The sequence below is a fragment of the Pseudomonas sp. R151218B TE3479 genome (genome assembly GCF_053629195.1).
Genome location: NZ_JBRJHV010000001.1, coordinates 3,304,307 through 3,328,213 on the forward strand (window position 1 = coordinate 3,304,307; position 23,907 = coordinate 3,328,213).

A 23,907-nucleotide genomic window follows, 5' to 3' on the forward strand; every position below is an offset into this window, starting at 1 on the left:
CACGGCATCTTAAAGCTTCAACGATTCATTGGCGCGACAAAACGGCTCTTGGCCAGGCTGTAGATGCCGGGTTCATCGCTGTCGGCTACCTTGAAGGTCATTTCCTGGGAGCCGCTGCGAGGCCGCTCGCTGAGCATCGCCACCGACACCGGCACATCGACGATTTCCCCGGGTGCCAGGCTCAGTTGCGTCTTGCCTTGCAGGACAAAACCGTCACCGTCCACCAGGGACAGCTGATAGTCCTGGCGTTGCTGGGTCTTGTTGATGATTTTCAGGCTGTAGATGTTTTCGATCTGGCCCGCGCTGTTTTCGCGGAACAGGCCGCGGTCCTTGCTGACGTCCAGTGACACCATGGGCCGTTGCACCAAAGCCAGGGCCAGCGCGCCGATCATCACCAGGAGCACGGCGGTATAGCCGATCAGCCGAGGTCTGAGCAGATGAGTCTTGCCCCCCTGCAATTGATGCTCCGAGGTGTATTTGATCAGGCCACGGGCGTAGCCCATCTTGTCCATGATCGAGTCGCAGGCGTCGATGCACGCCGCGCAGCCGATGCATTCCATCTGCAAGCCGTCGCGGATGTCGATGCCGGTGGGACAGACCTGCACGCACATCTGGCAGTCGATGCAGTCCCCCAGGCCAATATTGGCCGGCTTCACCTCGCGCTTGCGCGGGCCGCGGATTTCGCCACGGGCCGTGTCGTAGGAGATGGTCAACGTGTCCTTGTCGAACATCACGCTCTGAAATCGTGCATAGGGGCACATATGCATGCACACCGCTTCCCGCAGCCAGCCGGCGTTGAGGTAGGTGGCGGCGGTAAAGAACAGCACCCAGAACAGGCTCACGCCAGCCATTTGCAACGTCAGCAGCTCTTCGGCCAAGGGGCGGATCGGCGTGAAGTAGCCCACGAACGTCAGGCCGGTGAGCAGGCTGATGGCCAGCCACAAGGTGTGCTTGGCGCCGCGGCGCAACAGTTTGTTCAGGCCCCAGGGGGCCGCTTGCAGCTTGATCCGCTGGTTGCGTTCGCCTTCGGTGATTTTCTCGCACCACATGAACAGCCAGGTCCAGGAGCTCTGTGGGCAGGTGTAGCCGCACCACACACGCCCGGCGAACACGGTGATCGCGAACAGGCCGAAAGCGGCGATGATCAACAGCGCCGACAGCAGGATGAAATCCTGGGGCCAGAAGGTTGCGCCAAAAATGTGGAATTTGCTTTCGGAAAGGTCCCAGAGCACCGCCTGGCGGTTACCCCAGTTCAACCACACCGTGCCAAAGAACAGCAGGAACAGAACCCCCGCACCGCTGATGCGCAAGGTGCGGAACAAACCGGTGAAGCTGCGGGTGTGGATCAGGTTGTCGGTGGTCCTGGCCTTGATCTTCGTTGGCGCAGGTTCGAACGTCTGTATCAACTGGACGGGGATTCTATCGCTCATGGTCGGTCGCTCATCAGCCTCTATCTGGCCGGCGCACTATGACCATGGAACTGTTTGCATAACAGACTCAGGTGTTTCGATAAAAACCGGATCAGATGCCGCAAAGCCCAAGCCCTGCGACACTTTGATGCATCGGGGGGCGAGCGAACAACACCTTGCCCCCGTTGGGCTCTGTAGGAGCTGGCGAAGCCTGCGATCTTTTTATCTTGATCTTTCGCTTTGGACTCAATGAGGAATGGAAAGATCGCAGCCTCGCTTCGCTCGACAGCTCCTACTCAGTTCGTACAGTCGCAGTTGGTGGGTGGCGTCAGATCGCCGAGCCGCTGTCGCTGGCCTTCAGATGCTTGCGCCCGTCGACTGCGCCGGCCACGGTCAGTGCATCGGCCTCGGCCTCGGTGATATAGAACCGGTCGCCATTGAGCTCCACGACTGACATGGCCTTGTCCGGGTCGGTGATGATGGTCAGCTCGCTGGCGGGGCGCTGTTCGGTGCCGTCGGGGGTTTCGAAATGGCAGGTCTGGTTCTCATCGATACGGACAGTCATGGTGTTCCTCCTTCAGGGGTCATGAACGTTAGGTCGCGCGGCCAAGCCAGGGTTCGTTGTGGCTGATCAGCGGTCGGGTGCACCTCTGGCTTCGCTTGCGGTCCATCGTTTATCCAATGAGAAAGAGGACGGTCCATGGAAGCTTGGTGGCATGAAGTCTGGATAACCCTGCAAGCGGAATTCGCCGACATCACCGATGCCCAGCAGATGACCCGGGTCACGGTGCGGCTGGTCATGGCCGCGCTGTTGGGCGGCATCCTGGGTTTCGAGCGTGAACACAAGGGCAAGGCTGCCGGCGTGCGAACCCACATGCTAGTGGCCTTGGGAGCGGCGTTGTTCGTGTTGGTGCCACAGATGTCCGGGTCCCAGGCCGACGCCATGAGCCGGGTGATACAAGGAGTGGTCGCTGGCATCGGTTTTCTCGGTGCCGGCACGATCCTGAAAAACAGCGACGGCGATGAAAGTCATGTCAAAGGCCTGACCACCGCCGCCGGCCTGTGGATGACCGCGGCGATCGGCGTCGCCGCCGGACTGGGCCGGGAAGCGACTGCGGTACTCAGTACGGTGTTGGCCCTGGCCATCTTCAGTGTGATGCCGGTCATTGTTCGGGCGCTGGAGAAGGACAATAAGCCATCAGCCTGAACATAAGACCTGTGGGAACAAGCTTGCTCCCACAGGTCTTGGGAATGACACCGAGTCGCTGCATCACACCCGCTCCGGCGGCGCCTCGCTGGGCGGGTCACCCTTGGGCGGTTGTGGAGCCAACGGCGGGTCTTTCTCTGGAATCGGTTCCGGATCAGGACCGGGCGGAGGCAAGGTGGGGTCGTCGATGTTCGGATCGGGTGTTTCGGCCGGGATGGGAATATTCATCAGGAACGGATCTCCGTAACGCACATGGCTTGAGTCGTGCTTATTGTTGTTGACCACCCTGTACCGGGTTTGATCCCGATACATCGAGGGCAAAATCCCGCTGAACTTTTAGCCGTCGCCCCGGTTCGGAGTTTAAGTGAGTTTTTTCAGGGACCCGTTGGGCCTTTACCGCCACAAGCGCGTCCATGGGGCGTAAAAGGAGCGATGCTCGATGACTGCTGAACACCCGTCTGACCTGGCCTACAACCCGCATTTGCCGTTGTCTCAAGCCTTGTTGTTACCGCGTATCGCGATTGAAAACACCATGCCGGTGATCGACGGCGGGCAATTTGCCGTCAAGGCCGTGGCCGGGCAGGACGTGACGGTGACCAGTAAAGTGTTCGCCGACGGTCACGACAAGTTGGCGGTGCGCATTCGCTGGCGTTCGCTGCAGGATGAGGTATGGAACAGCGAGGTCATGAGTGAACTGGGCAATAACGGCTGGCGCGGCCAGTTCAACGTGCCGGAGCAAGGACGCTATGTCTTTTGCATCGAGGCCTGGATCGATCAGTTCGCCAGTTTCCGCTACGAACTGGAGAAGAAATTCGGTGCCGGGGTGCCGATCAGCCTGGAGTTGCAGGAAGGACGCAACCAAGTGCAAATGGCCGCCGAGCGCAGCACGGGGGAACTGAGCGAGCAATTGGCGGCCTTGCACCACGAACTTTCCGGCCTGTTGCCAACGGAGCAGGTGGCGCTGTTCCTGGCGCCGCACAGTGCCGACCTGATGTCCCTGGCCGATCATCGACCTTACTTGAGCATCAGCCCCGAGTACCCGTTGGATGTGGAGCGCAAGCTGTCCGAGTTTGCCAGTTGGTATGAGCTGTTTCCCCGCTCGATCACCGACGATCCCCAGCGCCATGGCACGTTCAATGATGTGCATTCGCGCCTGGCGGTGATCCAGGACATGGGGTTCGACGTGCTGTACTTTCCGCCGATCCACCCCATCGGTCGCAGTTTCCGCAAGGGCCCGAACAATTCCCTTACTGCCGGTCCCGACGACCCGGGCAGCCCCTATGCCATCGGCAGCGAGGAGGGCGGGCACGAGGCCATTCACCCGCAATTGGGCAGCCGCGAGGACTTCCGGCGCCTGGTGGAGGCCGCCGCGCAGCACGGCCTGGAGATTGCTCTCGACTTCGCGATCCAGTGTTCCCAGGATCACCCTTGGCTCAAGCAGCACCCGGGCTGGTTCAGCTGGCGGCCGGACGGCACGATCAAATACGCGGAAAACCCGCCGAAGAAATATCAGGACATCGTCAACGTCGATTTCTACGCGGCCGACGCGATTCCCAGCCTGTGGATGGAACTGCGGGACATCGTAGTGGGCTGGGTCAAGGAAGGCGTGAAGATATTCCGCGTCGACAACCCTCACACCAAACCCCTGCCGTTCTGGCAATGGCTGATCGCCGATGTCCGGGCCCAATACCCCGAAGTGATCTTCCTGGCTGAAGCGTTCACCACCCCGGCCATGATGGCGCGACTGGGCAAGGTCGGTTATTCCCAGAGCTACACCTATTTCACCTGGCGCAACACGAAGGCCGAGCTGGCGACTTACTTCAGTGAGCTCAACGAATCGCCTTGGCGTGAATGCTACCGGCCGAATTTTTTCGTCAACACGCCAGACATCAACCCGGCCTTTCTCCATGAGTCGGGGCGCGCGGGCTTCTTGATCCGCGCAGCCCTGGCCACCATGGGCTCGGGTCTGTGGGGCATGTATTCGGGCTTCGAACTGTGCGAATCGGCCCCGGTACCGGGCAAAGAGGAATACCTCGATTCGGAGAAGTACGAGATCCGTCCTCGCGACTTCACCGCGCCGGGCAACATCATTGCCGAGATCGCCCAGCTCAACCGCATCCGCCGACAGAACCCGGCGCTGCAGACCCACTTGGGCCTGAAAATCTACAACGCGTGGAACGACAACATTCTCTATTTCGGCAAGCGCACCGCCGACGGCAGCAATTTCATCCTGGTGGCGGTGAGCCTTGATCCGCACAACCCGCAGGAAGCCAATTTCGAGTTGCCGCTGTGGGAGATGGGCCTGCCCGACGACGCCCAGACCCAGGGCGAGGATTTGATGAACGGGCATCGCTGGACCTGGTACGGGAAGTACCAGTTCATGCGCATCGATCCGGCGTACCAGCCGTTCGGTATTTGGCGGATCAGCGTGGCGTAACGCGCACTCCCACAGGCGCTGCCTGGGAGCTGTGTAGGAGCTGTCGAGTGCAACGAGGCTGCGATCTTTCCCCAAACACTTGAATCCCAAGCGAAAGATCAAAAGATCGCAGGCTTCGCCAGCTCCTACAGGGGGATAAAGCCCTCCGCCACAAAAAGACCTCTCAAGCCTTGTATACGCGGCTTTAATGACTTATCAGGAGTTGCAAATGGCGAAGAAACCCCGGTCTGCCACCTTCATCAAGGATCCGCTCTGGTACAAGGATGCGGTGATTTACCAAGTCCACGTTAAATCCTATTTCGACTCCAATAACGACGGAATCGGCGATTTCCCCGGCCTGATCGAGAAACTCGACTACATCGCCGACCTGGGCGTCAACACCATCTGGCTGCTGCCGTTCTATCCTTCTCCCCGGCGCGACGACGGTTATGACATCGCCGAATACCGTGGCGTCAGCCCCGACTACGGCACCATGGCCGATGCCCGGCGGTTCATTGCCGAGGCCCACAAGCGCAACCTGCGGGTGATCACCGAGCTGGTCATCAACCACACGTCGGACCAGCACCCCTGGTTCCAGCGCGCGCGCAAGGCCAAGCCGGGTTCAGCGGCGCGGGACTTCTACGTCTGGTCCGATGACGACCATAAGTATGACGGCACGCGGATCATCTTCCTCGACACCGAAAAGTCCAACTGGACCTGGGACCCGGTGGCGGGCCAGTACTTCTGGCACCGCTTCTACTCCCACCAGCCCGACCTCAACTTCGACAACCCGCAGGTCATCAAGGCCGTGTTGTCGGTGATGCGCTACTGGCTGGACATGGGCATCGACGGCCTGCGCCTGGACGCGATCCCGTACCTGATCGAGCGCGATGGCACCAATAACGAAAACCTGCCCGAGACCCACGACGTCCTCAAGCAGATTCGTGCCGAGATCGATGCCAACTACCCCGACCGCATGTTGCTGGCCGAAGCCAACCAGTGGCCGGAAGACACCCAGCTGTACTTTGGCGATGTCGATGCCCAGGGTATGAACGGTGACGAATGCCACATGGCGTTCCACTTCCCGCTGATGCCGCGTATGTACATGGCTCTGGCCCAGGAAGACCGCTTCCCAATCACTGACATTCTGCGCCAGACCCCGGAGATACCCGCCAACTGCCAGTGGGCGATCTTTCTGCGCAACCACGATGAGCTGACCCTGGAGATGGTCACCGACAAGGAGCGCGACTACCTGTGGAATTACTACGCGGCCGACCGTCGGGCGCGGATCAACCTGGGGATTCGCCGGCGCCTGGCGCCGCTGATGGAACGCGATCGTCGTCGCATTGAATTGCTCAACAGCCTGCTGCTGTCGATGCCTGGCACGCCGACCCTGTATTACGGCGATGAAATCGGCATGGGCGACAACATTTACCTCGGCGATCGCGATGGTGTGCGAACGCCCATGCAATGGTCCATCGACCGCAACGGCGGCTTCTCGCGGGCCGACCCGGCCAGTCTGGTGCTGCCGCCGATCATGGACCCGCAATACGGCTATCAGTCGGTCAACGTCGAGACCCAGGCCGGCGACCCGCACTCGCTGCTCAACTGGACCCGGCGGATGCTGGCGGTGCGCAAGCAGTCCCAGGCCTTCGGCCGGGGCACGCTGAAAATGCTGTCCCCGAGCAACCGTCGGATCCTGGCCTATACCCGGGAGTACACCAGCCCGGAAGGCAAGCACGAAATCATCCTCTGCGTGGCCAACGTGTCCCGCAGCGCCCAGGCGGCCGAGCTGGACCTGTCGACCTACGCGGGCATGGTCCCGGTCGAGATGCTGGGTGGCAATGCTTTCCCGCCCATCGGCCAGCTGAATTTCCTGCTGACCTTGCCGCCCTATGGCTTCTATTGGTTTGCCCTGGCGACGGAAAACCAGATGCCGAGCTGGCACGTGGAGCCGGCTCAGAGCCTGCCGGACTTCACGACCCTGGTACTGAAAAAACGCCTGGAAGAGTTGCTCGAAGTGCCGTCGCGCACCACGCTGGAGCAAACCATCCTGCCGAGCTGGTTACAGAACCGGCGCTGGTTCGCCGGCAAGGACAGTGCGATCGAGAAGGTCGACATTGTCTATGGTGTGCGTTTCGGTGATCCGCAGCATCCGGTGCTGCTCAGTGAAATCGATGTCACCAGTGGCGGCCAGACCCTGCGTTATCAGTTGCCGTTCGGCTTGCTCGCCGAAGACCAGGTCGGTGCGGCATTGCCGCAGCAACTGGCCTTGTCGCGGGTACGTCGGGGGCGTCAGGTGGGGTTGATCACCGATGCATTCAGCCTGGAAAGCTTCGTGCGCGCTGTGCTGCACAGCATGCAGACCGCCACGGTGCTGCCGTTCGCCGAAGGTGAGTTGCGTTTCGAACCGACCGAAGGCCTGGCTGCGTTGAACCTGGGAGACGAGCCGGAAGTACGCTACCTGTCCGCTGAACAGTCCAACAGTTCGGTGGTGGTGGGGGGGAGTCTGGTACTCAAGCTGATCCGCAAGGTGGCCTCGGGCGTACACCCGGAACTGGAAATGAGCGCCTACCTGACCGCCGCGGGTTTCAGCAATATTTCACCGTTGCTGGGTTCGGTGGTTCGCCGCGATGCCGAAGGCGAAGATGCCTTGCTGATGATCGCCCAGGGCTACCTGAGCAATCAGGGCGACGCCTGGGAATGGACCCAGAACAACCTCGAACGCGCTTTGCGCGATGAGTTGGCGGACGCCGTTTCCGAGCAGGAGCAGCATTACAACGCCCTGGGTGAATTGAAGGATTTCGCCGGCATGCTCGGCCAGCGCCTGGGGGAAATGCACCAGGTGCTGGCCCAGACCACCGACGATCCGGACTTCGCGCCGCAGGCCACCAACGCCAAGGAAGCCCAGGCCATCGGCAAGGACGTGTCCGGCCAGGTGGAAAACGCCTTGCGCCTGCTCAAGCAGAACCAAGCCCAATTGAACCCCGCGGACCAGGCCATGGTCGCACGCTTGTTGGAGCACAAGAAAACCGTCCTGGCCCATGTCCAGACGTTGGCCGGCAAGGCCGTCGGTGGCTTGCGTATCCGCGTCCATGGCGACCTGCATCTGGGTCAAGTATTGGTGATCAAGGGCGACGCCTACCTGATCGACTTCGAAGGTGAGCCGGCGCGGCCATTGCATGAACGACGGGGCAAGCACAGCCCCTACAAGGACGTCAGCGGCGTGTTGCGTTCCTTCGATTATGCGGCGGCCATGGCGATCCACTTGAATACCGTCGACAGCACGGCCGATGCCGATGCGGCGCGGCAACGGGTCGCCGAGCGTTATTTGAAAGAGGCCCGCCAGGCATTTGCCGAGGCATATCGGCTGGCGGCAGCTAGTCTTGCCCATGAGTGGAAGGATGCTGAAGGCGAAGACGCCGCGCTGGCGTTGTTCGGCCTGGAGAAGGCGGCCTATGAAGTGGCCTATGAAGCCGAGAATCGCCCCGCCTGGCTGCCCGTGCCGTTGCACGGTCTGGTCGGGTTGTTGAGTGGGCTGCAACCCTTTTCCGACTTAGCCGGACCGATTTAGTGGAGAGAATCATGAGCGTCTCGAATAAAGAACCCCAGGGCCAGGCCAAGGAATCCTTGCTGCCGGCCCCCCATGACATCGACGCGCTGGTGCGCGCCGAACATCACGATCCCTTTTCCATCCTGGGGCCACATGGCGACGGTGCTGGCGGTCAGTTCATCCGCGCCTACCTGCCTGGTGCGCTGAGTGTGCATGTGCTGACCCGGGAGGGCGGCGAAGAGTTGGGGGAACTGCAACCCACCGAAACCCCGGGATTGTTCGTCGGCCATTTCGATCGCGCCCAAGCGTACTTGCTGCGCACCCGTTGGGCCGGCGGCGAGCAGGTTGCCGAAGACCCGTACAGCTTCGGCCCACTGCTGGGGGAGATGGACCTTTACCTGTTCGCCGAGGGCAATCACCGCGACCTCAGTTCCTGCCTCGGTGCACAGCTGACCACCGTCGACGGTGTCGAGGGCGTGCGCTTCGCCGTGTGGGCGCCGAATGCACGACGCGTCTCGGTGGTGGGGGACTTCAACGTCTGGGACGGGCGCCGGCATCCGATGCGCATTCGTTATCCATCCGGCGTGTGGGAGTTGTTCATCCCGCGGCTGGGGGCGGGGGAGGCCTACAAATATGAAATCCTCGGCGCCCACGGCATCCTGCCCCTCAAGGCCGACCCGGTGGCGCTGGCCACGCAAATGCCACCGGACACCGCCTCGAAAGTCGCCTCGCCATTGAAGATCGAGTGGCAGGACGACGAGTGGATGCAGAGTCGTCGCGAACGCCAACTACCGGGCGCGCCCTTGTCGATCTATGAGTTGCACGCCGGCTCCTGGCAGTGCGAAATCGACGAGGCGGGCGAGGTGGCCCGGCAATACAACTGGCATGAAATGGCCGAGCGGCTGATTCCATATGTCAAGGATTTGGGTTTCACTCACATCGAGCTGATGCCGATCATGGAACACCCGTTCGGCGGCTCTTGGGGCTATCAGCCCCTGTCGCAATTCGCGCCAACGGCACGCTTCGGATCGCCCGACGATTTCGCCGCGTTCGTCAATGCCTGCCACCAGGCCGATATCGGCGTCATCCTCGACTGGGTACCGGCGCATTTCCCCACCGATACCCACGGCCTGGCCCAGTTCGATGGCACCGCGCTGTACGAATACGGCAACCCGCTGGAGGGTTTCCACCAGGATTGGGACACGCTGATCTACAACCTGGGCCGCACCGAAGTGCACGGCTTCATGCTGGCTTCGGCGTTGCACTGGCTCAAGCATTTCCACGTCGACGGCCTGCGGGTGGATGCCGTGGCCTCGATGTTGTACCGCGACTATTCGCGCAAGGCCGGCGAGTGGGTGCCCAACCGTCACGGCGGTCGGGAAAACCTCGAGGCCATCGATTTCCTGCGGCACCTCAACGATGTGGTGGCGCTGGAAACTCCCGGCGCGCTGGTCATCGCCGAAGAGTCCACCGCGTGGCCGGGGGTCAGCCAGAGTACCCAGCAGGGCGGCCTGGGTTTTGCCTACAAGTGGAACATGGGCTGGATGCACGATTCGCTGCACTACATCCAGCAAGATCCGGTGTACCGCGCCCATCACCACAACGAACTGAGCTTCGGCCTGGTGTATGCCTGGTCCGAACGCTTCGTACTGCCCATTTCCCACGACGAAGTGGTCCATGGCAAACGCTCGCTGATCGACAAGATGCCCGGTGACCGCTGGCAGAAATTCGCCAACCTGAGGGCCTATCTCAGCTTCATGTGGGGCCATCCCGGCAAGAAGCTGTTGTTCATGGGGTGTGAGTTCGGCCAATGGCGGGAGTGGAACCACGACCAGCAGTTGGATTGGTACCTGCTGCAATACCCTGAGCACCGGGGCGTGCAGAAACTGGTGAGCGATCTGAACCGGCTGTACCGCGAAGAGCCGGCGCTGCATGACCAGGATGACGCGCCGCAGGGCTTCCAGTGGCTGATTGGCGACGATGCGGTGAACAGCGTTTACGCCTGGCTGCGCTGGAGCAAGGAGGGCAAGCCGGTGCTGGTGGTCGCCAACTTCACCCCGGTGCCGCGTGAGGCCTACCGGGTCGGCGTGCCGTTCGCCGGGCGTTGGGTGGAGTTGCTCAACAGCGACGCCGACACCTACGCCGGTTCCAACTACGGCAACGGCGGCGGCGCCTCCACCGAAGAAGTGCCCAGCCATGGTCAGGCCCTGTCGCTGGAACTGAACCTGCCGCCGTTGGCGGTGTTGATCATGCGACCGGAGGGTTAGGTTTTACAAAAGCCTGAAGGCGAATGATGACTGTGGCGAGGGAGTAAGCTCCCTCGCCACAGTCATTTGTGGCGCTCATAAAAAGCTAAATCCAAATGTGGGAGCGAGCTTGCTCGCGATATCGGAGTGTCAGTCAACATCAATGTGGCTGACCCAGCGCCATCGCGAGCAAGCTCGCTCCCACAAGGGATATCGGTCGCTTTAACGAACCAGGCACGGCTGCTTGTTGTTGAACGTCCAGCCCGGAATCAGGAACTGCATCGCCACCGCATCGTCCCGCGCCCCCAGGCCCATGCCTTTGTACAACTCATGGGCCTTGGCCAGTTGGTCGGTGTCCAGCTCGATCCCCAACCCCGGTTTTTTCGGCACCTGTACGCAGCCGCCCTGAATCTGCAAGGGCGCCTTGGTCAGTCGCTGGCCGTCCTGCCAGATCCAGTGGGTGTCGATGGCAGTGATGTCGCCCGGTGCCGCGGCGGCCACGTGGGTGAACATTGCCAGGGAAATGTCGAAGTGGTTGTTGGAGTGCGAGCCCCAGGTCAGGCCCCACTCATTGCACATTTGCGCCACCCGCACCGAACCCTGCATGGTCCAGAAATGCGGGTCGGCCAGGGGAATGTCCACGGACTGCAAGGTGATAGCGTGACCCATTTCGCGCCAGTCGGTGGCGATCATGTTGGTCGCCGTCTTGAGGCCCGTGGCGCGGCGGAACTCGGCCATGACCTCGCGCCCCGAATAGCCGTTCTCGGCACCGCAAGGGTCCTCGGCATAGGCCAGCACCTTGTGTTGGTCGCGGCACAGACGGATCGCTTCCTTGAGTGACCAGGCGCCGTTCGGGTCCAGGGTGATGCGGGCCTGGGGAAAGCGCTCGGCCAAGGCCGTGACCGCTTCGATTTCTGCGTCGCCTTGGAGCACGCCGCCCTTGAGCTTGAAGTCCTGGAAGCCATAGCGGGCCTGGGCCGCTTCGGCCAGGCGGACCACGGCGTCGGCGTCCAGGGCCTTTTCGTGGCGCACGCGGAACCAGTCGTTGTCGGCGTCCGGTTCGCTGCGATAGGCCAGGTCGGTCTGTTGGCGATCACCGACATAAAACAAATAGCCGAGCATCTTCACTTCGTCCCGCTGCTGGCCTTCGCCGAGCAGGGCGGCGACCGGTACGTCCAGGTGTTGGCCGAGTAGATCCAGCAACGCCGCTTCCAGCCCAGTGACCGCGTGGATGGTGATGCGCAGGTCGAAGGTCTGCAGGCCACGGCCGCCGGCATCGCGGTCGGCGAAGGCGTGGCGCACCGTGTTGAGGATCTTCTGGTACGTGCCGATGGGGCTGCCGACCACTAGCGAGCGGGCGTCTTCGAGGGTCTGGCGAATGCGCTCGCCGCCGGGCACTTCGCCGACGCCGGTGTGGCCGGCGTTGTCCTTGAGAATGACGATGTTGCGGGTGAAGAACGGGCCATGGGCGCCGCTGAGGTTCAGCAGCATGCCGTCATGGCCGGCCACTGGCACGACCTGCATGCTGGTGATGATCGGGGCTTTGCTGGTTTCTGGAAGGCTCATCTGTACTAATCCTTGGACAATCGAATGATCAGACGTGGCTGACAGCCGGATCGACCGGCGTCGTCACGGCTTTGGGCTTGGGCGTGTTGCGTGCGGCAAACACGATGATCGCGGCAATGATCGAGGTGGCCGCCAGGCCATAGAGGCCGCCCTGGATGGAGCCGGTGTGCTCTTCCAGCAGGCCGAACGTGGTCGGGGCGACGAACCCGCCGAGGTTGCCCACCGAATTGATCAGGGCAATCACCCCGGCGGCGATCCGCGCGTCCAGGTAAGCCTGGGGAATCGGCCAGAACAACGACGACGCCGATTTGAAGCCCAGGGCCGCGAAGCAGATGGCGACGAAGGCGAAAATCGGTCCGCCGGTGGTGGACATGAACATCCCCGCCGCGGCGATCAACAGGGCGGTGGCGACCCAGGCCTGCTGGAATTTCCACTTGGCCGACAGCGAGGCGAAGGCGTACATGCCGACGATCGACAGCAACCACGGGATCGAATTGAACAGCCCGACCTGAATGTCGCTCAGTTCGCCCATTTTCTTGATGATGCTCGGCAGCCAGAACGTGGCGGCATAGATCGTCAATTGAATGAAGAAGTAGATCAGGCAAAACAGGATGATCTGGCGGTCCTTGAGCAACTGGCCGATGGACAGTTTGATCGGCGAGGCGGCTTCCCGTGCCCGCTGTTCATCGTCGATGGCCTTGACCAGCACATCCTGTTCTTCACGGCTCAGCCATTTGGCGTCATGGGGCTTGGAGTCCAGCCAGAACCAGACGAAGACACACAGGCAGACGGAAAACATCCCTTCGATGAAGTACATCCACTGCCAGCCGTGCATGCCCAGGCCGTTGATTTGCAGCAGCAGCCCCGACAGCGGGCCGGAGATCAGCGACGCGATGGCCGAGCCGCTGAGGAAGATGGCGATGGCTTTGCCACGCTCGACGCCGGGTAGCCAGCGGGTGAAGTAGTAGATCACTCCAGGGAAGAACCCGGCTTCGGCCACGCCCAGCAAAAAGCGCAGGATATAGAAGTGGGTTTCGTTCTGGATGAAGGCCATGGCCGCCGCCACCAAGCCCCAGGTGAGCATGATGCGGGTCAGCCAGATGCGGGCGCCGATTCGTTGCAGCAAGATGTTGGACGGTACTTCGAACAGCGCGTAGCCGATGAAGAACAGGCCGGCACCAAAGCCATAGGCCGCAGCACCGATACCCAGGTCGTGCTCCATGTGGGCACGCACGAAGCCGATGTTCACGCGGTCGATGTAGTTGACGATAAACATGATGACGAACAGCGGCAGGATGTGGCGCTTGACCTTGGCGATAGCCGACAGCAGCACCGGATCCGCGCCGGCATTCGCCTTGAGGCTGGATGTGTTCACTGGTTTTTCTCCCACTCGTTATTTTTATGCGGGGCATCGTGCATGTGCCGATGTTGATAGACATCATACAACCTGATTTTTTTGGATGACAAGCAGTTTTTCAGCATCATTGGATTAGGTAAGAGGCTTTTTTATGCCGTATTTGTTGGGATTTATCCTTAATTACGATTTTATCCAGCGTCTGTCCGGCTTGCGCGGAGCCGTTTTTTGAACCGGCTATCTTTGCTGAGGTGGGCTGATCTTGAGTGTTGTCATACAAGTTGATGGCTTGATGATGAGATTTCCGACGCCCGCTGGTGATACGATCAGTCAGCCTGTTTTCAAGGAACCCCGGCGATGCCGCAAGATACCGACGCGCCCCTGCGCAAGCGTACCCACAACCTGGCCCACGACTTGGTGACGAAGCTGAGCCAGAGCATTTTGCTGGGGCAGTTGAAACCGGGTGAGAAGCTGCCATCGGAAGGCGCCATCGTGCAGGCCCATGGCGTCAGCCGGACGGTAGTGCGCGAGGCGATTTCCAAGTTGCAGGCTTCGGGGCTGGTAGAGACCCGCCACGGCATCGGCACCTTCGTGCTGGCGCAAACCGGCGAGCCAGGGTTGCGCCTGAATGTCGACACCGCCGCAGGAGTGCGGGCGATCCTGGAACTGCGCCTGGGCTTGGAGACTCAGGCCGTCGCCTTGGCCGCCCAGCGCCGCAGCGACCACCAGTTGCAGCAGATGCGCCAGGCGCTGGATGACTATCAGCGGTTGTCCAACAACAACGACAGCTGTGTCGAAGCCGACCGGCGTTTCCATCTGCTCATTGCCGAAGCCACGGACAACGCCTGCTTTGTCGAAATCATGCAGCACCTGGGCAGTGCGATGATTCCCAGGACCCGCGTGAACGTGGCCGAGCGCGGCCAGGCCGATCTAAGCAAGCTGGCGCAGTTGGCCAACCTTGAGCACGAGGCGATCTTCAACGCGATCAAGCGCCAGGACCCGGACGCCGCCCGCGCCGCCATGTGGCTGCACCTGACCAACAGCCGTGACCGGTTTGGCGCGGGATCCTGACGGTTCATCGTCGCCTGACCCTCCGCCATCGCGAGCAAGCTCGCCCCCACAGTTTTTCGAGGTGTTCTCAACTGTGGGAGCGAGCTTGCTCGCGATGGCTGCGGCACACCCAACATTTCCATCACTGACCCACCGCTTCCCACAAGAGGGACGTGGATATTTCCGTGGCTCAGCCCGCTTTGACCGGGCCGGCGGAGGCGTTTCCGGCCATGGGGGCGGGAGCGCTTTTCATCAGGGCATCCAACGCCTGCCGGTAGTTTTTGCCCGCCAGGCTCATGCTGTTGTTATGCGTTGCCCCGGGTACCAGCAGCAGACGCTTGGGCTCCCGGGCGGCGTTGAACAGTTGCTCACTGAAGCGTGGCGGCACGTAGCGGTCGGCGGCGCCATGGACAATCAGCAGTGGCATGTTGATCTCGCCGATCTTGTCGATGGAGTCGAACTTCTGCGACAGCAGCCAGCGCACCGGCAGGGATGTATTCGCCATCGAGGTGGCGACATCGCCCAGGGAGGTGAACGTGGATTCGATCACCAGGCCCCGGACCTGCGCTTTGCCATCCTTCGCCGCCTTCTGCCCGAGCTGCGCAGCGAGGTCCACCGCGACGGCGCCACCCAGGGAGTGACCATAGATCAGCCGCAGGCCTGGGTCCGGTTGCAGCACTTCGAGACGCTCCCAGGCGATGCGCGCATCTTCATAGACACTCGCTTCCGATGGCAGCTCTCCATGGCTTTTGCCAAAGCCCCGGTAGTCGATGGCCAGCACCGAATAGCCCAGCGCCCGCAGTTGTTGGATACGAAACAACTGGCCGGTCAAATTCCAGCGCACACCATGCAAATACAGGATGGCCGGCGCGTTCTTGCGTTCGGCCGGCCACCACCAGCCGTGGATGTTTTCCCCGGCCTTGAAGCTTTTTGGCTTGAGGTCGAACTCCTGCACGCCGCTGGGCAGCCCACTGAACCAGCTCGCCGTCCCCGGCTCGATGCGAAAGACCAGTTCCCGCTCCTTATGCTGCAACACAGCGCAGCCCACCGGCAGGCCGACCACCAATGCGATCATGCACAGCCAGACCAACCAGCGGCGTTTCAGGCCAGAAAGTAAGAGTGAAGACATCGATGCCATTCGCTAGTCGAAACCGAAGATGCCTTGTAGCAGATTCTCCGAAAGCGGCGCAGGGATTTGCGACTGTCATTCGTCTGAAGTGCGCTTTTCGACGTTAGAAAATCCCCCCACGATCAAGCCTCCATGACAGGGGGGATTACGCCTTCTCAAGCTCAACCAGTTCAACCGTCCGCTCAGTGTTGCCATACCCCACCTTCGGCACCCCCGCCAGGCGCTGATGTAGCACCTGGGTCAACGAGCAGCCAGGTGCCAGGTAGGTGTCGCCGAAATCCCCATTCAGTTGCATGGGATGAACAATCACTTCCAGCAAACCATGATCCGGTGCGGCGGCGTGCTGCAAGTCGGCTGGCGTGCAGACATAGTCGGCCGTCGCGCCGCATAGGCGACGCAGGCGGCGGTTGAGTAAGGTCTTGAAGATGCGCTTGGGGACATTCAGGTTGGTTCCCAGGTTGCGCGCCAGGCGAATGGGCACATCTTGCCGCGCAGCGAAGCGCGCCACCAATGCTCCGATGGGCCAGATGTTATGCACGTGCTGATGGGAGTCGAGGTGGCTTGGGCGCAAACCGTGGTCCAGGCAGCGTTGCCATTGCGCCTGGAGTTCGTCCTGTATGGCGGCGAGGTCCTTTGAGCCCAGATGCAGACGATAGCGTGACAGGCTGAAGCTGAACTGGCCGTCCGCATCGCAAAACGCCGGGCGCGACTGTATGGCCTGGCTCAACGGCTGCCCATGGCTGAGATTGATATGCAGGCCGATGCGTCCCTTGAGCCGGGGCTGTTGGGCCAATACACATGCCTGTTCGAAGCCCGGCGTATTGGCCATGATGGTGGCGGAACTGATCAGCCCTGCTTCGAAGGCTCGAACGATTGTCGTGTTTTCGCTGCGGCTCAACCCGAAGTCGTCAGCGTTGATGATCACTTGGCGGGGCATGTGAGATCTTCTGTTCCTTGGGGGTAGAGGATGAATCCGTTGCCGTGTTTTTTTGGCGAGGGTGTTTACGAAGCCAGGGTTTAAGACTTTTCCAGAGTCGCAGGGCGAGCCCGAGGATCAGGCCACCGAGTTGCCAGGAATAAAAACTCCAACGCCAGTGCTCCAATTGTCCGGTCATGCGTTCGTGCAATTGATGGCTGGAATTGTCGAGACTGACCCGTGACGCATCGATCCATCGCCAGTTTTCGTCCAGCCCCCAGCGAATCCACTCTTCGAGTAATACCCGGCCGCTGCCCAGGTCGGCGTACTGCGGCAGGAATGCGAGGTTGTAGTCATACAATCGGCCTTGGTCCAGCAGGCCGAGGCGATAGCTGATGCATTCACCGTTCAGCTCCAGCATCACCACCCGTACCAGACCTTGGGCGGCGAGGGCGGTGAAGGCATGGTTCATCCATTGCCGGCGCCTGGGGTCGGCGAAGATGCCGACACCTTCCTCGCCTTTCCAACTGGCGGCCTCGACGTCGGCCAGGGCTCGCAACAGCTGCCCCATGCTGATGGCGTCCGGTGTCACACGGCGGATTTCGGCACCGCAAGCGGCGATCCGCTTGCGCGCCCGGCGCAACTTGTAGCGTGGATCGCCAGAGATTTCCTGATGGTCGCTTTCGCTGATCAGGTGCACCGGAACCCGGCAACTGAGTCGTCGCTCTCCGGTCGAGCTCATTGCCATCCAGGCACTCAAGACACTTTGCTCGCCGACCGGCTCCACCACTTCATTGAGTTGCAACATCGCGTGGGGCACTTGCTGACGGATCTGCATCAGCGCCTGGCCCATACCTTCGGTGTCCAGGCGCGCCAGCAGGGCGATGCGGTCGGCCAAGGGGTAACCCAAGTGATGCAACACCCGGAACCGCAGTCCGCCGATACGCTCATATCCCGAAACCAGGGGCAGGCATAGCGACAGGTCTAGGTCCTGCCAGCCCAGTAACACATGCAATTGCTGATCAGGCAACAGGGCAAATTCCGCCGCTTGCAGCCAGGCCAGGGTATTGAACGGGGTTGCGTCGGCCACCTGGGTTCGCAGCTGTTCATAAGCTGATACAGGAAAGTCCTCCGCGCCCAGGGAGCGACACCATTGGAACCGGATTGTCATGGACGTCAGGCCGCCGCTGTGGATGCAACCGGCTTGGCCGGGTTACGAAAAGAGTCCAGGATCGAGCCGGTATAGAACGTGTCACGGAAGAACCGCCAGCGGCCGAACAAGCAATACATATGGGTGATCTGGCCGCGCTCCTGATAGTCCATGCGCAGGTGTAGCTTGACGGCTGGAATGTTGCGCAGCTCGAAGACATCGACCACTTTGTCGCAACCTTGCTTGGCCATGGCTTTCCACAGATCCAGCTGTATATCCACCGATAATTGGGTCCCCCAGTAAGCGCGGTACAGCTCACCGCCGAACTCGAAGAACTCGCCCGGTTTGACCGGAAACCAGCAGCGAAAGAAATGGCGGTCGAAGTAGTCCCGTGTACTGCCCCAGATGAAAGCGACGGTGTCGCCCTTGTCGTCCAGATACATGAGCCCGGCGTAGCCTTCGGCAGCCAGTTCGCGCATGGTCTCGACGCGGTCGCCAAAGTAGGTGGCGAAGGCATCGGCATTGCTGATGGTGATGCGTTCCCGGCGCAACGGCGTATAGGGCCTGAGGTTATTGGGCGGTATCGGGCTGACCAGATCGCGCTCCATCCACACCAGCTGTTCGTGGAAGTACACGTAGCGTCTGCACAGCTGATTTAGAACAGTGCGCAGCCCTTTTTTCCGAATGCGATCACGCAATTTCTGCAGAATGTTCATGGTGCCTCCTGGCGAGGGGCGGGTTGGGAAAAGACCCCGTCGCGAGCTTGCTCGCGATGGGATGGTTAGCGCGCCATGGACATCAGGCCGGCGCAGTCGATGCAAGCGGTGGCGCCGGTTTACGGAAGGCGTCCAGTACCGAGCCGTGGTAGAAGGTGTCGCGGAAAAACCGCCAGCGACCGAACAGGCGATACACGTGGGTGATCTTGCCGCGTTCCTGGAAGCCCATGCGCAGGTGCATCTTGATCGCCGGGGTGTTTTGCAAATCGCAGACATCGACCATTGTGTCGCAACCTTTGTCCACCATGATTTTCCACATTTGCACCTGCATGTCCGCCGACATACTGGAGCCCCAGTAGGCGCGGATCATCTCGCCACCGAACTGAAAGTACTCACCAGGCTTGATCGGGAAGTTGCAGCGATAGAAATGCCGGTCGAAGTAGTCTCGTGTGCTGGCCCAGGCGAAACCCACGGTGTCGCCCTGAGCGTCCAGGTACATCAAGCCTGTGTAGCCTTCGGCCGCCAGCTCGCGCATGGTTTCGACGCGGTCGCCGAAGTGCCGGGCAAAAGCATCGGCATTGTCGACCGTGATGAACTCCAGGCGCATCGGTGGGTAGGGCTTGAGGTTATGCGGGGGGAGTGGGGTCCGCACATCGTGCTCCAGCCACACCAGTCGGGTGTGGAAAAACACGTAGCGCCTGAACAGCTGTTTGAGGACGGCTCGCAGGCCTTTTTTCTGAATGCCATCACGTAATGCTTGCAGAACGCTCATGGTGCCTCCTGACGGGTGGCGGGGTGGGGGAAAGAGAGGGCGGTCCAGCCCAGGGCGAACACGGTTTCTCCTGGCAGGAGAAAACGGATCTGCCCGGCCTCGCAGTTGAACGGGGCGCTGCGGCTTTGGTTGTCGGGGCCGAAATACACCAGTTCGGCTTTCGCCTGGGGGCAGGGCCCACCGTCCAGGCTGACCTGTTGCGGGCGCGTGCTTTTGTTCACGCCCAGCAGGCTGCGCCTGGCGTCGGTGGCCATGGCCAGCACGTCGACTTCGAAGGCGTCGTTATCCAGGCGTAGCACCTGGTCGAGCCAATGCTGTTGGATGAACTGTTGGGCCAGACCCACCGGCTTGAGTTCGAAGCGCTGGCTGTCCAGCACTCGCACCATGCCTTTGGGGTATTCAGGTTCGTCGGCGAGCATGAACCAGTTGAGCATCTCCAGCCAGCCGTCGGCCGAGGCGTTGATGACCACGGACGTCCACCACAGGGCGGCGTAGTGGGTTTCCTGGTCGTAAGGGCTCAGGCTCGAGCCGCTGGACATGTTGGTCTGGTCCAGCAGCAAGGCCTTGTTCGGCCGGCCCTTGCTGTCCAGCCCCACCAGGCCGGCTGCACGGCGAACGCTGTTGCGATAAACCCGGGTCGCCAACAGATCGCGGATCATCCATTCATGCCAGGCCAGGGCGTCGATCTGGTCGCCGTAGTTGGCCAGCAAGCGCCGCGCCCAATCGATCCCGCGCCGCTCAGCGGCGTTTTCCGCCAAAGGACCATTGGTGAACCGAGAGCTGGCCGGTATGGCAATGCGCACCCCGGCACGGGCATTGGCGGGGATGGCGCGAACCTGATTGGCCATGCTCTCGAACACCTGCTGGTAGCTGGCGAAATCCGGGTAGTTGAGGTTCGGCTCATCGGCGAAACTGAGGTAGTGGATGCCTTTGCCGCCCAAGGCGCGGGTCGCCATGAGCCAGGCTTGCAAACCGTTGTTGCTGACGCGGTCGGCCCGCAGGTCGGCCTTGCGCGCGCTACCGGCCAGCAGGGTGATGTCCCGGGTGATGCCGAAGCGGTCCTGGTACAGGCGCCGAAACTGATTTTCATGGTCCGGCCTGTCTGCGGTGATGTCGACCAGGCTGTAGTAGCTGGCGGCCTGGGGCTTGAGGGCTTCGATCACCGGGTAGGCCGATGGCGGGGGCATGACGTAGGGCAGGTAGACCCCCAGCTTCGGGGTTATCCCCAGGACGTCGTCATAGAGTTTCAGACGTACCTGCCCCGGGTCCTGGCGCAGCGGTTGCAAATGCCCTGGGTCTTGGGCGAACAGGTTCGCCGTGCCATCCAGCCAGAATGCCGCCTTGCCGTTGCCCTGCAATTGCAGGCGCCAGGTTTGCTCGACATTGGCGACGGGCAATGCCACTTGATCGAACTGCCCATAGGCCGGATACGGCTTGAGGTTCAACTGCACCTGTTTGCCATCGGCGACGCGCCGGGCTTGCAGGCTGCGCACGCCGCCGTGGAACTTGCCCGCCAGCACGGCCTGTTCGCCAGGGGCAACCTTGAAATACAACTCATCGCCGTCGTGGGTTTCGGCATTGAAATGCACCTTGGCCGGGGCGAACAGCGCCCGGGTATGGGCGTCGTGTTCGACGGTGTAGCGGCGGAAACTGTAGCCGGGAATTTCCAGGCGATAGCTGGCGGCCCCCGGCAGCAAAGGCCACTGCTGCTCGCCACGTTCCTGGACGGCCTTGATCAGGCGTTCACCCACCAGGCGCCCTTGGCCGTCGAGCAGGTACAGGTGTTCTGTGTTGGCGTCGGCCTGCCAGGCGGGTACCCAGCGCACGGTCACGTAGTCCGGGCGGTCGGTCTGCAGGTACAGGCTGCCATCGCGGATGCCGGTCCATTGCATGGCCGCGCCATGGGCCAAGAAGGCCAGGCCCCAGAGGTACAGGCCGGCAGCCACCTTCCTCCGCCACCGCGCCGGCCCCGTCGCGAGCAAGCTCGCTCCCACAGAGGGCGGCACATTCACCCTGGATGCAAGCTGAGCCACCGCCTTCACAAGGACAACCCCGCACCCTGTGGAAGCGAGCTTGCTCGCGATGGCGGTTTGGCGGACAGCGATGCTCATGCCGATTTCCCCAGCAGCATCTGGCGCATCGGCAGCAAATCGCTGGGCAGGATGATCAGGGTCTGCCACAGCGCCACGCCACTGAGGCGGCAGTACATCGCCAGCAGCGCCAGGGTCACGCCCAGGTAGGCGATTGACGACGCGGCGGCAGCGCCGACGATGCCGTAGCGGGGGATCAGGATCAGGTTCAGCGCCAGGTTCAACAGCGCGCCCAGGCCCATCAGCAACGACACCGTGCCGGGTCGGTCCTTGCCCAGCAGATCCAGGCGCAGGATGCTCGCGTAGCACAGCCCGAACAGGCCCGGCAGCAACGCCAGCAAGGCGGGATACGCCGGCTGGTAGTCGGCGCCGAACAAGGTGACGATCAGCCATTGGCCGATCAACGCCATGCTCAGGCAAGCGCCGAGCATCACCGTGGCGGTCAGGCGCAGGGCCAGGGGGGTCAGGCGCTGCATGTCGCTGTCTTGTTGCAGCAGGCGTTTCATCAGTGGTGTGGTGACGGCTTCCGGCACGATCAGCAGCAGTTCGGCGGCGGCGCTGGCCATGGCGTAGTGACCCACGGCCGTGCTGCCCAGCAAGGCGCCGATGAACAGGTAGTCCGAGCGCAGTATCACTTGCTGGAACAACAGGTCCGGGTGGCTGCGGGCACCGTAGCGCAGCAGCTCGTTCTGGCCTGCGCGATCCCATTGCAGGGTGATGTCCTGATCCCGGCGCAGCCAGACCCAACCGGCCAGCACCACCAGGCTCAGGCCCGCCAGCCAACTGATCAGCGCCGCTTCCAGGGCCGCGTCCTTCCACAGCCAGAACAGCGCAATAAACAACAGCAGGGGCGCCAGGGATTCCAGCAGGCGCAAGGCATTGAAGGCGCCCACGCCACCGGAGGCGTTGTGCAGCGTCAGCAGGCCACTCTTGAGCACGGTCAGCGGCACGGCCAGCAACAGCAGCCAGGCGAGCAATCCCAGTTGCGTGGTGATGTCCAGTTCACCGCCGAACTCGCGCACCAGTGCCACCACCAGCACGGTCAGCAGCCCGGCCAACAGGCAACCGAAGACCAGCACCTGACTGAGCAAAAGACCCATCGAGCGCTGCTGCGCCGCCTGATAACCCACGGCGGAATTCAGGCCGCCGCTGGTGGCGGCGCTGATCAGGTCCGGCAGGGTGCTGAGCAAGGCAAACAACCCGCGTTCGCTGGGCCCGAGAATCCGTGCCAGCAGGACATTGCGCAGCAGACGCAGGCCGATCATCGCCAGGCGCGTGCCCATGCTCAGAGCCAGATGCTTGAGGTAATGAGCACGGCTCATGGGCGTGTCCCTCGGCGAATGCGCCAGGCTAGCAATTCAGGATGTTGGGCATTGCGCTGACTGACGCCGAAGCGCGGCAAGTTCAACGGATCGCCGTCGGGGCGATACAGCCCCGCCTCGGTGCCCAGGGCGAAGCTAAAACCGTGGGCCGCCACCTGTTGGCGCACGCGGGCATCGTGATCGCCGTTGGGGTAGCAATAAACCGGCAAGGGCTGGGCGCAGCCGTTTTCCAGGGCGGTCCAACTGCGTGTCAGTTCTTCGTGCAGGCGCTGGTCGTCCAGCCCGGTCAGAATCGCGTGGCTGGCACCATGGGGGCCGAAGCGGATCAGGCCGGAATCTTCGAGCATGCGCACCTGGGACCAGTCCAGGGCCTGGGGTTGGGAACCCTGCGGGCAGGCGTCGGTGAGTTCGCTCAAGGTGTGTGGATCGAGGCTCTTGAGGCTTTGCAGGTAATGCAGCAACGCCAGGCTGCGACGCTCGTCGTCGATGTCATCGAGCAGCACCGGCAACGGGCGGCCGGCGTGCTGCAAGTGCTCGATCAACGAATGCCGGGCCACCTGGCCATGGCTGCCCCAAAGGGTCTCGCCAATGCTTTCCCACCAGAAGTGCTGGCGACTGCCGATGAAATCGGTGGACAGGAAAATGCTCGCCGGCACCTGGTATTGGCGCAGCAGCGGAAAGGCATTCATGGCGTTGTCGCGCCAGCCGTCGTCAAAGGTCAGGGCCACCCGCGGGCGGTTCGGGACGCTTTCAGGATCGGCCAGCAACAAGCTCATCAGCGGCACACACTCGAAATGCCGTAGCAGCCAGATCAGCAAATGTTCAAACGCGTCGGGCCCCACGCACAGCTCGTTGCGATGGGGCAATTCGGCGGCGCGGTCGTTGTTCAGGACACGATGCAGCATCAGGATCACGCCGGCGCCACGCAGGGGGTGGCGACCCAGGGACGTGTTCAGGTACAGCCAGCCGCCGGTGCGCTTGAAGACTTGTTTGATCGACATCGGCTCTTCT

18 protein-coding genes are annotated in these 23,907 nt (G+C 61.8%); 5 read left to right on the forward strand and 13 right to left on the reverse strand.

The genetic code is table 11. The features are described 5' to 3' along the window. Window positions 1-17: 17 nt before the first annotated feature. Together ccoG and AB7M32_RS14740 are read right to left on the reverse strand one after the other, a co-directional pair. Window positions 18-1,430, reverse strand: coding sequence for a cytochrome c oxidase accessory protein CcoG (ccoG, locus tag AB7M32_RS14735; RefSeq protein ID WP_454250332.1), 1,413 nt, complete (start codon window positions 1,428-1,430; stop codon window positions 18-20). A 307-nt stretch (window positions 1,431-1,737) separates the two neighbouring features. Beyond that, complete coding sequence (locus tag AB7M32_RS14740) at window positions 1,738-1,974, reverse strand: DUF3203 family protein (protein ID WP_060738240.1); 237 nt, start codon at window positions 1,972-1,974, stop codon at window positions 1,738-1,740. A 135-nt stretch (window positions 1,975-2,109) separates the two neighbouring features. Between AB7M32_RS14740 and AB7M32_RS14745 the strand changes: the two genes are divergently transcribed. Next, window positions 2,110-2,616, forward strand: a complete 507-nt coding sequence (locus AB7M32_RS14745) for an MgtC/SapB family protein (protein WP_454250333.1) — start codon at window positions 2,110-2,112, stop codon at window positions 2,614-2,616. A 63-nt stretch (window positions 2,617-2,679) separates the two neighbouring features. Here the strand turns inward: AB7M32_RS14745 and AB7M32_RS14750 are convergent, their stop codons facing one another. Next, window positions 2,680-2,844: a hypothetical protein gene (locus AB7M32_RS14750; protein ID WP_170866802.1), complete on the reverse strand. Its 165-nt coding sequence runs from the start codon at window positions 2,842-2,844 to the stop codon at window positions 2,680-2,682. A gap of 211 nt (window positions 2,845-3,055) precedes the next feature. Here AB7M32_RS14750 and AB7M32_RS14755 point away from each other — a divergent pair, with 211 nt between their 5' ends. From AB7M32_RS14755 to glgB, 3 genes are all read left to right on the forward strand, one after another. Then, entirely contained in the window at window positions 3,056-5,053 is a 1,998-nt protein-coding gene (locus tag AB7M32_RS14755; RefSeq protein ID WP_454250334.1) for an alpha-1,4-glucan--maltose-1-phosphate maltosyltransferase, read from the forward strand. A 208-nt stretch (window positions 5,054-5,261) separates the two neighbouring features. After that, the gene (treS, locus tag AB7M32_RS14760) at window positions 5,262-8,606 is read left to right on the forward strand and encodes a maltose alpha-D-glucosyltransferase (protein WP_454250335.1); all 3,345 of its coding nucleotides are present in this window, start codon (window positions 5,262-5,264) and stop codon (window positions 8,604-8,606) included. Between the two features lie 11 nt (window positions 8,607-8,617). Next, window positions 8,618-10,852, forward strand: coding sequence for a 1,4-alpha-glucan branching protein GlgB (gene glgB / locus AB7M32_RS14765; protein WP_454250336.1), 2,235 nt, complete (start codon window positions 8,618-8,620; stop codon window positions 10,850-10,852). A 201-nt stretch (window positions 10,853-11,053) separates the two neighbouring features. Here glgB and gudD read toward each other — a convergent pair whose 3' ends face one another. Both gudD and AB7M32_RS14775 read right to left on the reverse strand, forming a co-directional pair. Next, on the reverse strand, window positions 11,054-12,397 hold the full coding sequence (gudD, locus tag AB7M32_RS14770; protein ID WP_454250337.1) for a glucarate dehydratase: 1,344 nt from the start codon (window positions 12,395-12,397) through the stop codon (window positions 11,054-11,056). A 28-nt stretch (window positions 12,398-12,425) separates the two neighbouring features. Continuing rightward, a complete protein-coding gene (locus AB7M32_RS14775; RefSeq protein ID WP_454250338.1) occupies window positions 12,426-13,772 on the reverse strand; it encodes an MFS transporter in 1,347 nt (448 codons plus the stop codon). A gap of 336 nt (window positions 13,773-14,108) precedes the next feature. Between AB7M32_RS14775 and AB7M32_RS14780 the strand changes: the two genes are divergently transcribed. After that, entirely contained in the window at window positions 14,109-14,822 is a 714-nt protein-coding gene (locus AB7M32_RS14780) for a FadR/GntR family transcriptional regulator (RefSeq protein WP_454250339.1), read from the forward strand. Between the two features lie 169 nt (window positions 14,823-14,991). Here AB7M32_RS14780 and AB7M32_RS14785 read toward each other — a convergent pair whose 3' ends face one another. The 8 genes from AB7M32_RS14785 to AB7M32_RS14820 all read right to left on the reverse strand — a co-directional run bounded on the left by AB7M32_RS14785 (window position 14,992) and on the right by AB7M32_RS14820 (window position 23,897). After that, window positions 14,992-15,930, reverse strand: a complete 939-nt coding sequence (locus AB7M32_RS14785; protein WP_454250340.1) for an alpha/beta hydrolase — start codon at window positions 15,928-15,930, stop codon at window positions 14,992-14,994. Between the two features lie 145 nt (window positions 15,931-16,075). Then, on the reverse strand, window positions 16,076-16,867 hold the full coding sequence (locus AB7M32_RS14790) for a carbohydrate deacetylase (RefSeq protein ID WP_454250341.1): 792 nt from the start codon (window positions 16,865-16,867) through the stop codon (window positions 16,076-16,078). Continuing rightward, the gene (locus AB7M32_RS14795) at window positions 16,839-18,017 is read right to left on the reverse strand and encodes a GNAT family N-acetyltransferase (RefSeq protein ID WP_454250342.1); all 1,179 of its coding nucleotides are present in this window, start codon (window positions 18,015-18,017) and stop codon (window positions 16,839-16,841) included. Before AB7M32_RS14795 ends, AB7M32_RS14790 begins: the two co-directional genes overlap by 29 nt. A 5-nt stretch (window positions 18,018-18,022) precedes the next feature. Next, complete coding sequence (locus AB7M32_RS14800; protein WP_454250343.1) at window positions 18,023-18,712, reverse strand: N-acetyltransferase; 690 nt, start codon at window positions 18,710-18,712, stop codon at window positions 18,023-18,025. 82 nt (window positions 18,713-18,794) lie between these two features. Beyond that, entirely contained in the window at window positions 18,795-19,484 is a 690-nt protein-coding gene (locus AB7M32_RS14805; protein ID WP_454250344.1) for an N-acetyltransferase family protein, read from the reverse strand. Continuing rightward, the gene (locus AB7M32_RS14810) at window positions 19,481-21,376 is read right to left on the reverse strand and encodes a hypothetical protein (protein ID WP_454252141.1); all 1,896 of its coding nucleotides are present in this window, start codon (window positions 21,374-21,376) and stop codon (window positions 19,481-19,483) included. Before AB7M32_RS14810 ends, AB7M32_RS14805 begins: the two co-directional genes overlap by 4 nt. A 215-nt stretch (window positions 21,377-21,591) precedes the next feature. Next, window positions 21,592-22,896, reverse strand: coding sequence for a lipopolysaccharide biosynthesis protein (locus tag AB7M32_RS14815; protein ID WP_454250345.1), 1,305 nt, complete (start codon window positions 22,894-22,896; stop codon window positions 21,592-21,594). Continuing rightward, entirely contained in the window at window positions 22,893-23,897 is a 1,005-nt protein-coding gene (locus tag AB7M32_RS14820) for a polysaccharide deacetylase family protein (RefSeq protein WP_072405263.1), read from the reverse strand. The genes AB7M32_RS14815 and AB7M32_RS14820 overlap by 4 nt, the downstream gene beginning before the upstream one ends. Window positions 23,898-23,907 lie beyond the last annotated feature (10 nt).

Coding starts and splice junctions, on each gene's coding strand:
- ccoG (WP_454250332.1), bottom strand. CDS start 1,430: ATGAGCGATAGAATCCCCGTCCAGTTGATACAGACGTTCGAACCTGCG.
- AB7M32_RS14740 (WP_060738240.1), bottom strand. CDS start 1,974: ATGACTGTCCGTATCGATGAGAACCAGACCTGCCATTTCGAAACCCCC.
- AB7M32_RS14745 (WP_454250333.1), top strand. CDS start 2,110: ATGGAAGCTTGGTGGCATGAAGTCTGGATAACCCTGCAAGCGGAATTC.
- AB7M32_RS14750 (WP_170866802.1), bottom strand. CDS start 2,844: ATGAATATTCCCATCCCGGCCGAAACACCCGATCCGAACATCGACGAC.
- AB7M32_RS14755 (WP_454250334.1), top strand. CDS start 3,056: ATGACTGCTGAACACCCGTCTGACCTGGCCTACAACCCGCATTTGCCG.
- treS (WP_454250335.1), top strand. CDS start 5,262: ATGGCGAAGAAACCCCGGTCTGCCACCTTCATCAAGGATCCGCTCTGG.
- glgB (WP_454250336.1), top strand. CDS start 8,618: ATGAGCGTCTCGAATAAAGAACCCCAGGGCCAGGCCAAGGAATCCTTG.
- gudD (WP_454250337.1), bottom strand. CDS start 12,397: ATGAGCCTTCCAGAAACCAGCAAAGCCCCGATCATCACCAGCATGCAG.
- AB7M32_RS14780 (WP_454250339.1), top strand. CDS start 14,109: ATGCCGCAAGATACCGACGCGCCCCTGCGCAAGCGTACCCACAACCTG.
- AB7M32_RS14785 (WP_454250340.1), bottom strand. CDS start 15,930: ATGTCTTCACTCTTACTTTCTGGCCTGAAACGCCGCTGGTTGGTCTGG.
- AB7M32_RS14790 (WP_454250341.1), bottom strand. CDS start 16,867: ATGCCCCGCCAAGTGATCATCAACGCTGACGACTTCGGGTTGAGCCGC.
- AB7M32_RS14795 (WP_454250342.1), bottom strand. CDS start 18,017: ATGACAATCCGGTTCCAATGGTGTCGCTCCCTGGGCGCGGAGGACTTT.
- AB7M32_RS14800 (WP_454250343.1), bottom strand. CDS start 18,712: ATGAACATTCTGCAGAAATTGCGTGATCGCATTCGGAAAAAAGGGCTG.
- AB7M32_RS14805 (WP_454250344.1), bottom strand. CDS start 19,484: ATGAGCGTTCTGCAAGCATTACGTGATGGCATTCAGAAAAAAGGCCTG.
- AB7M32_RS14810 (WP_454252141.1), bottom strand. CDS start 21,376: ATGCAATGGACCGGCATCCGCGATGGCAGCCTGTACCTGCAGACCGAC.
- AB7M32_RS14815 (WP_454250345.1), bottom strand. CDS start 22,896: ATGAGCCGTGCTCATTACCTCAAGCATCTGGCTCTGAGCATGGGCACG.
- AB7M32_RS14820 (WP_072405263.1), bottom strand. CDS start 23,897: ATGTCGATCAAACAAGTCTTCAAGCGCACCGGCGGCTGGCTGTACCTG.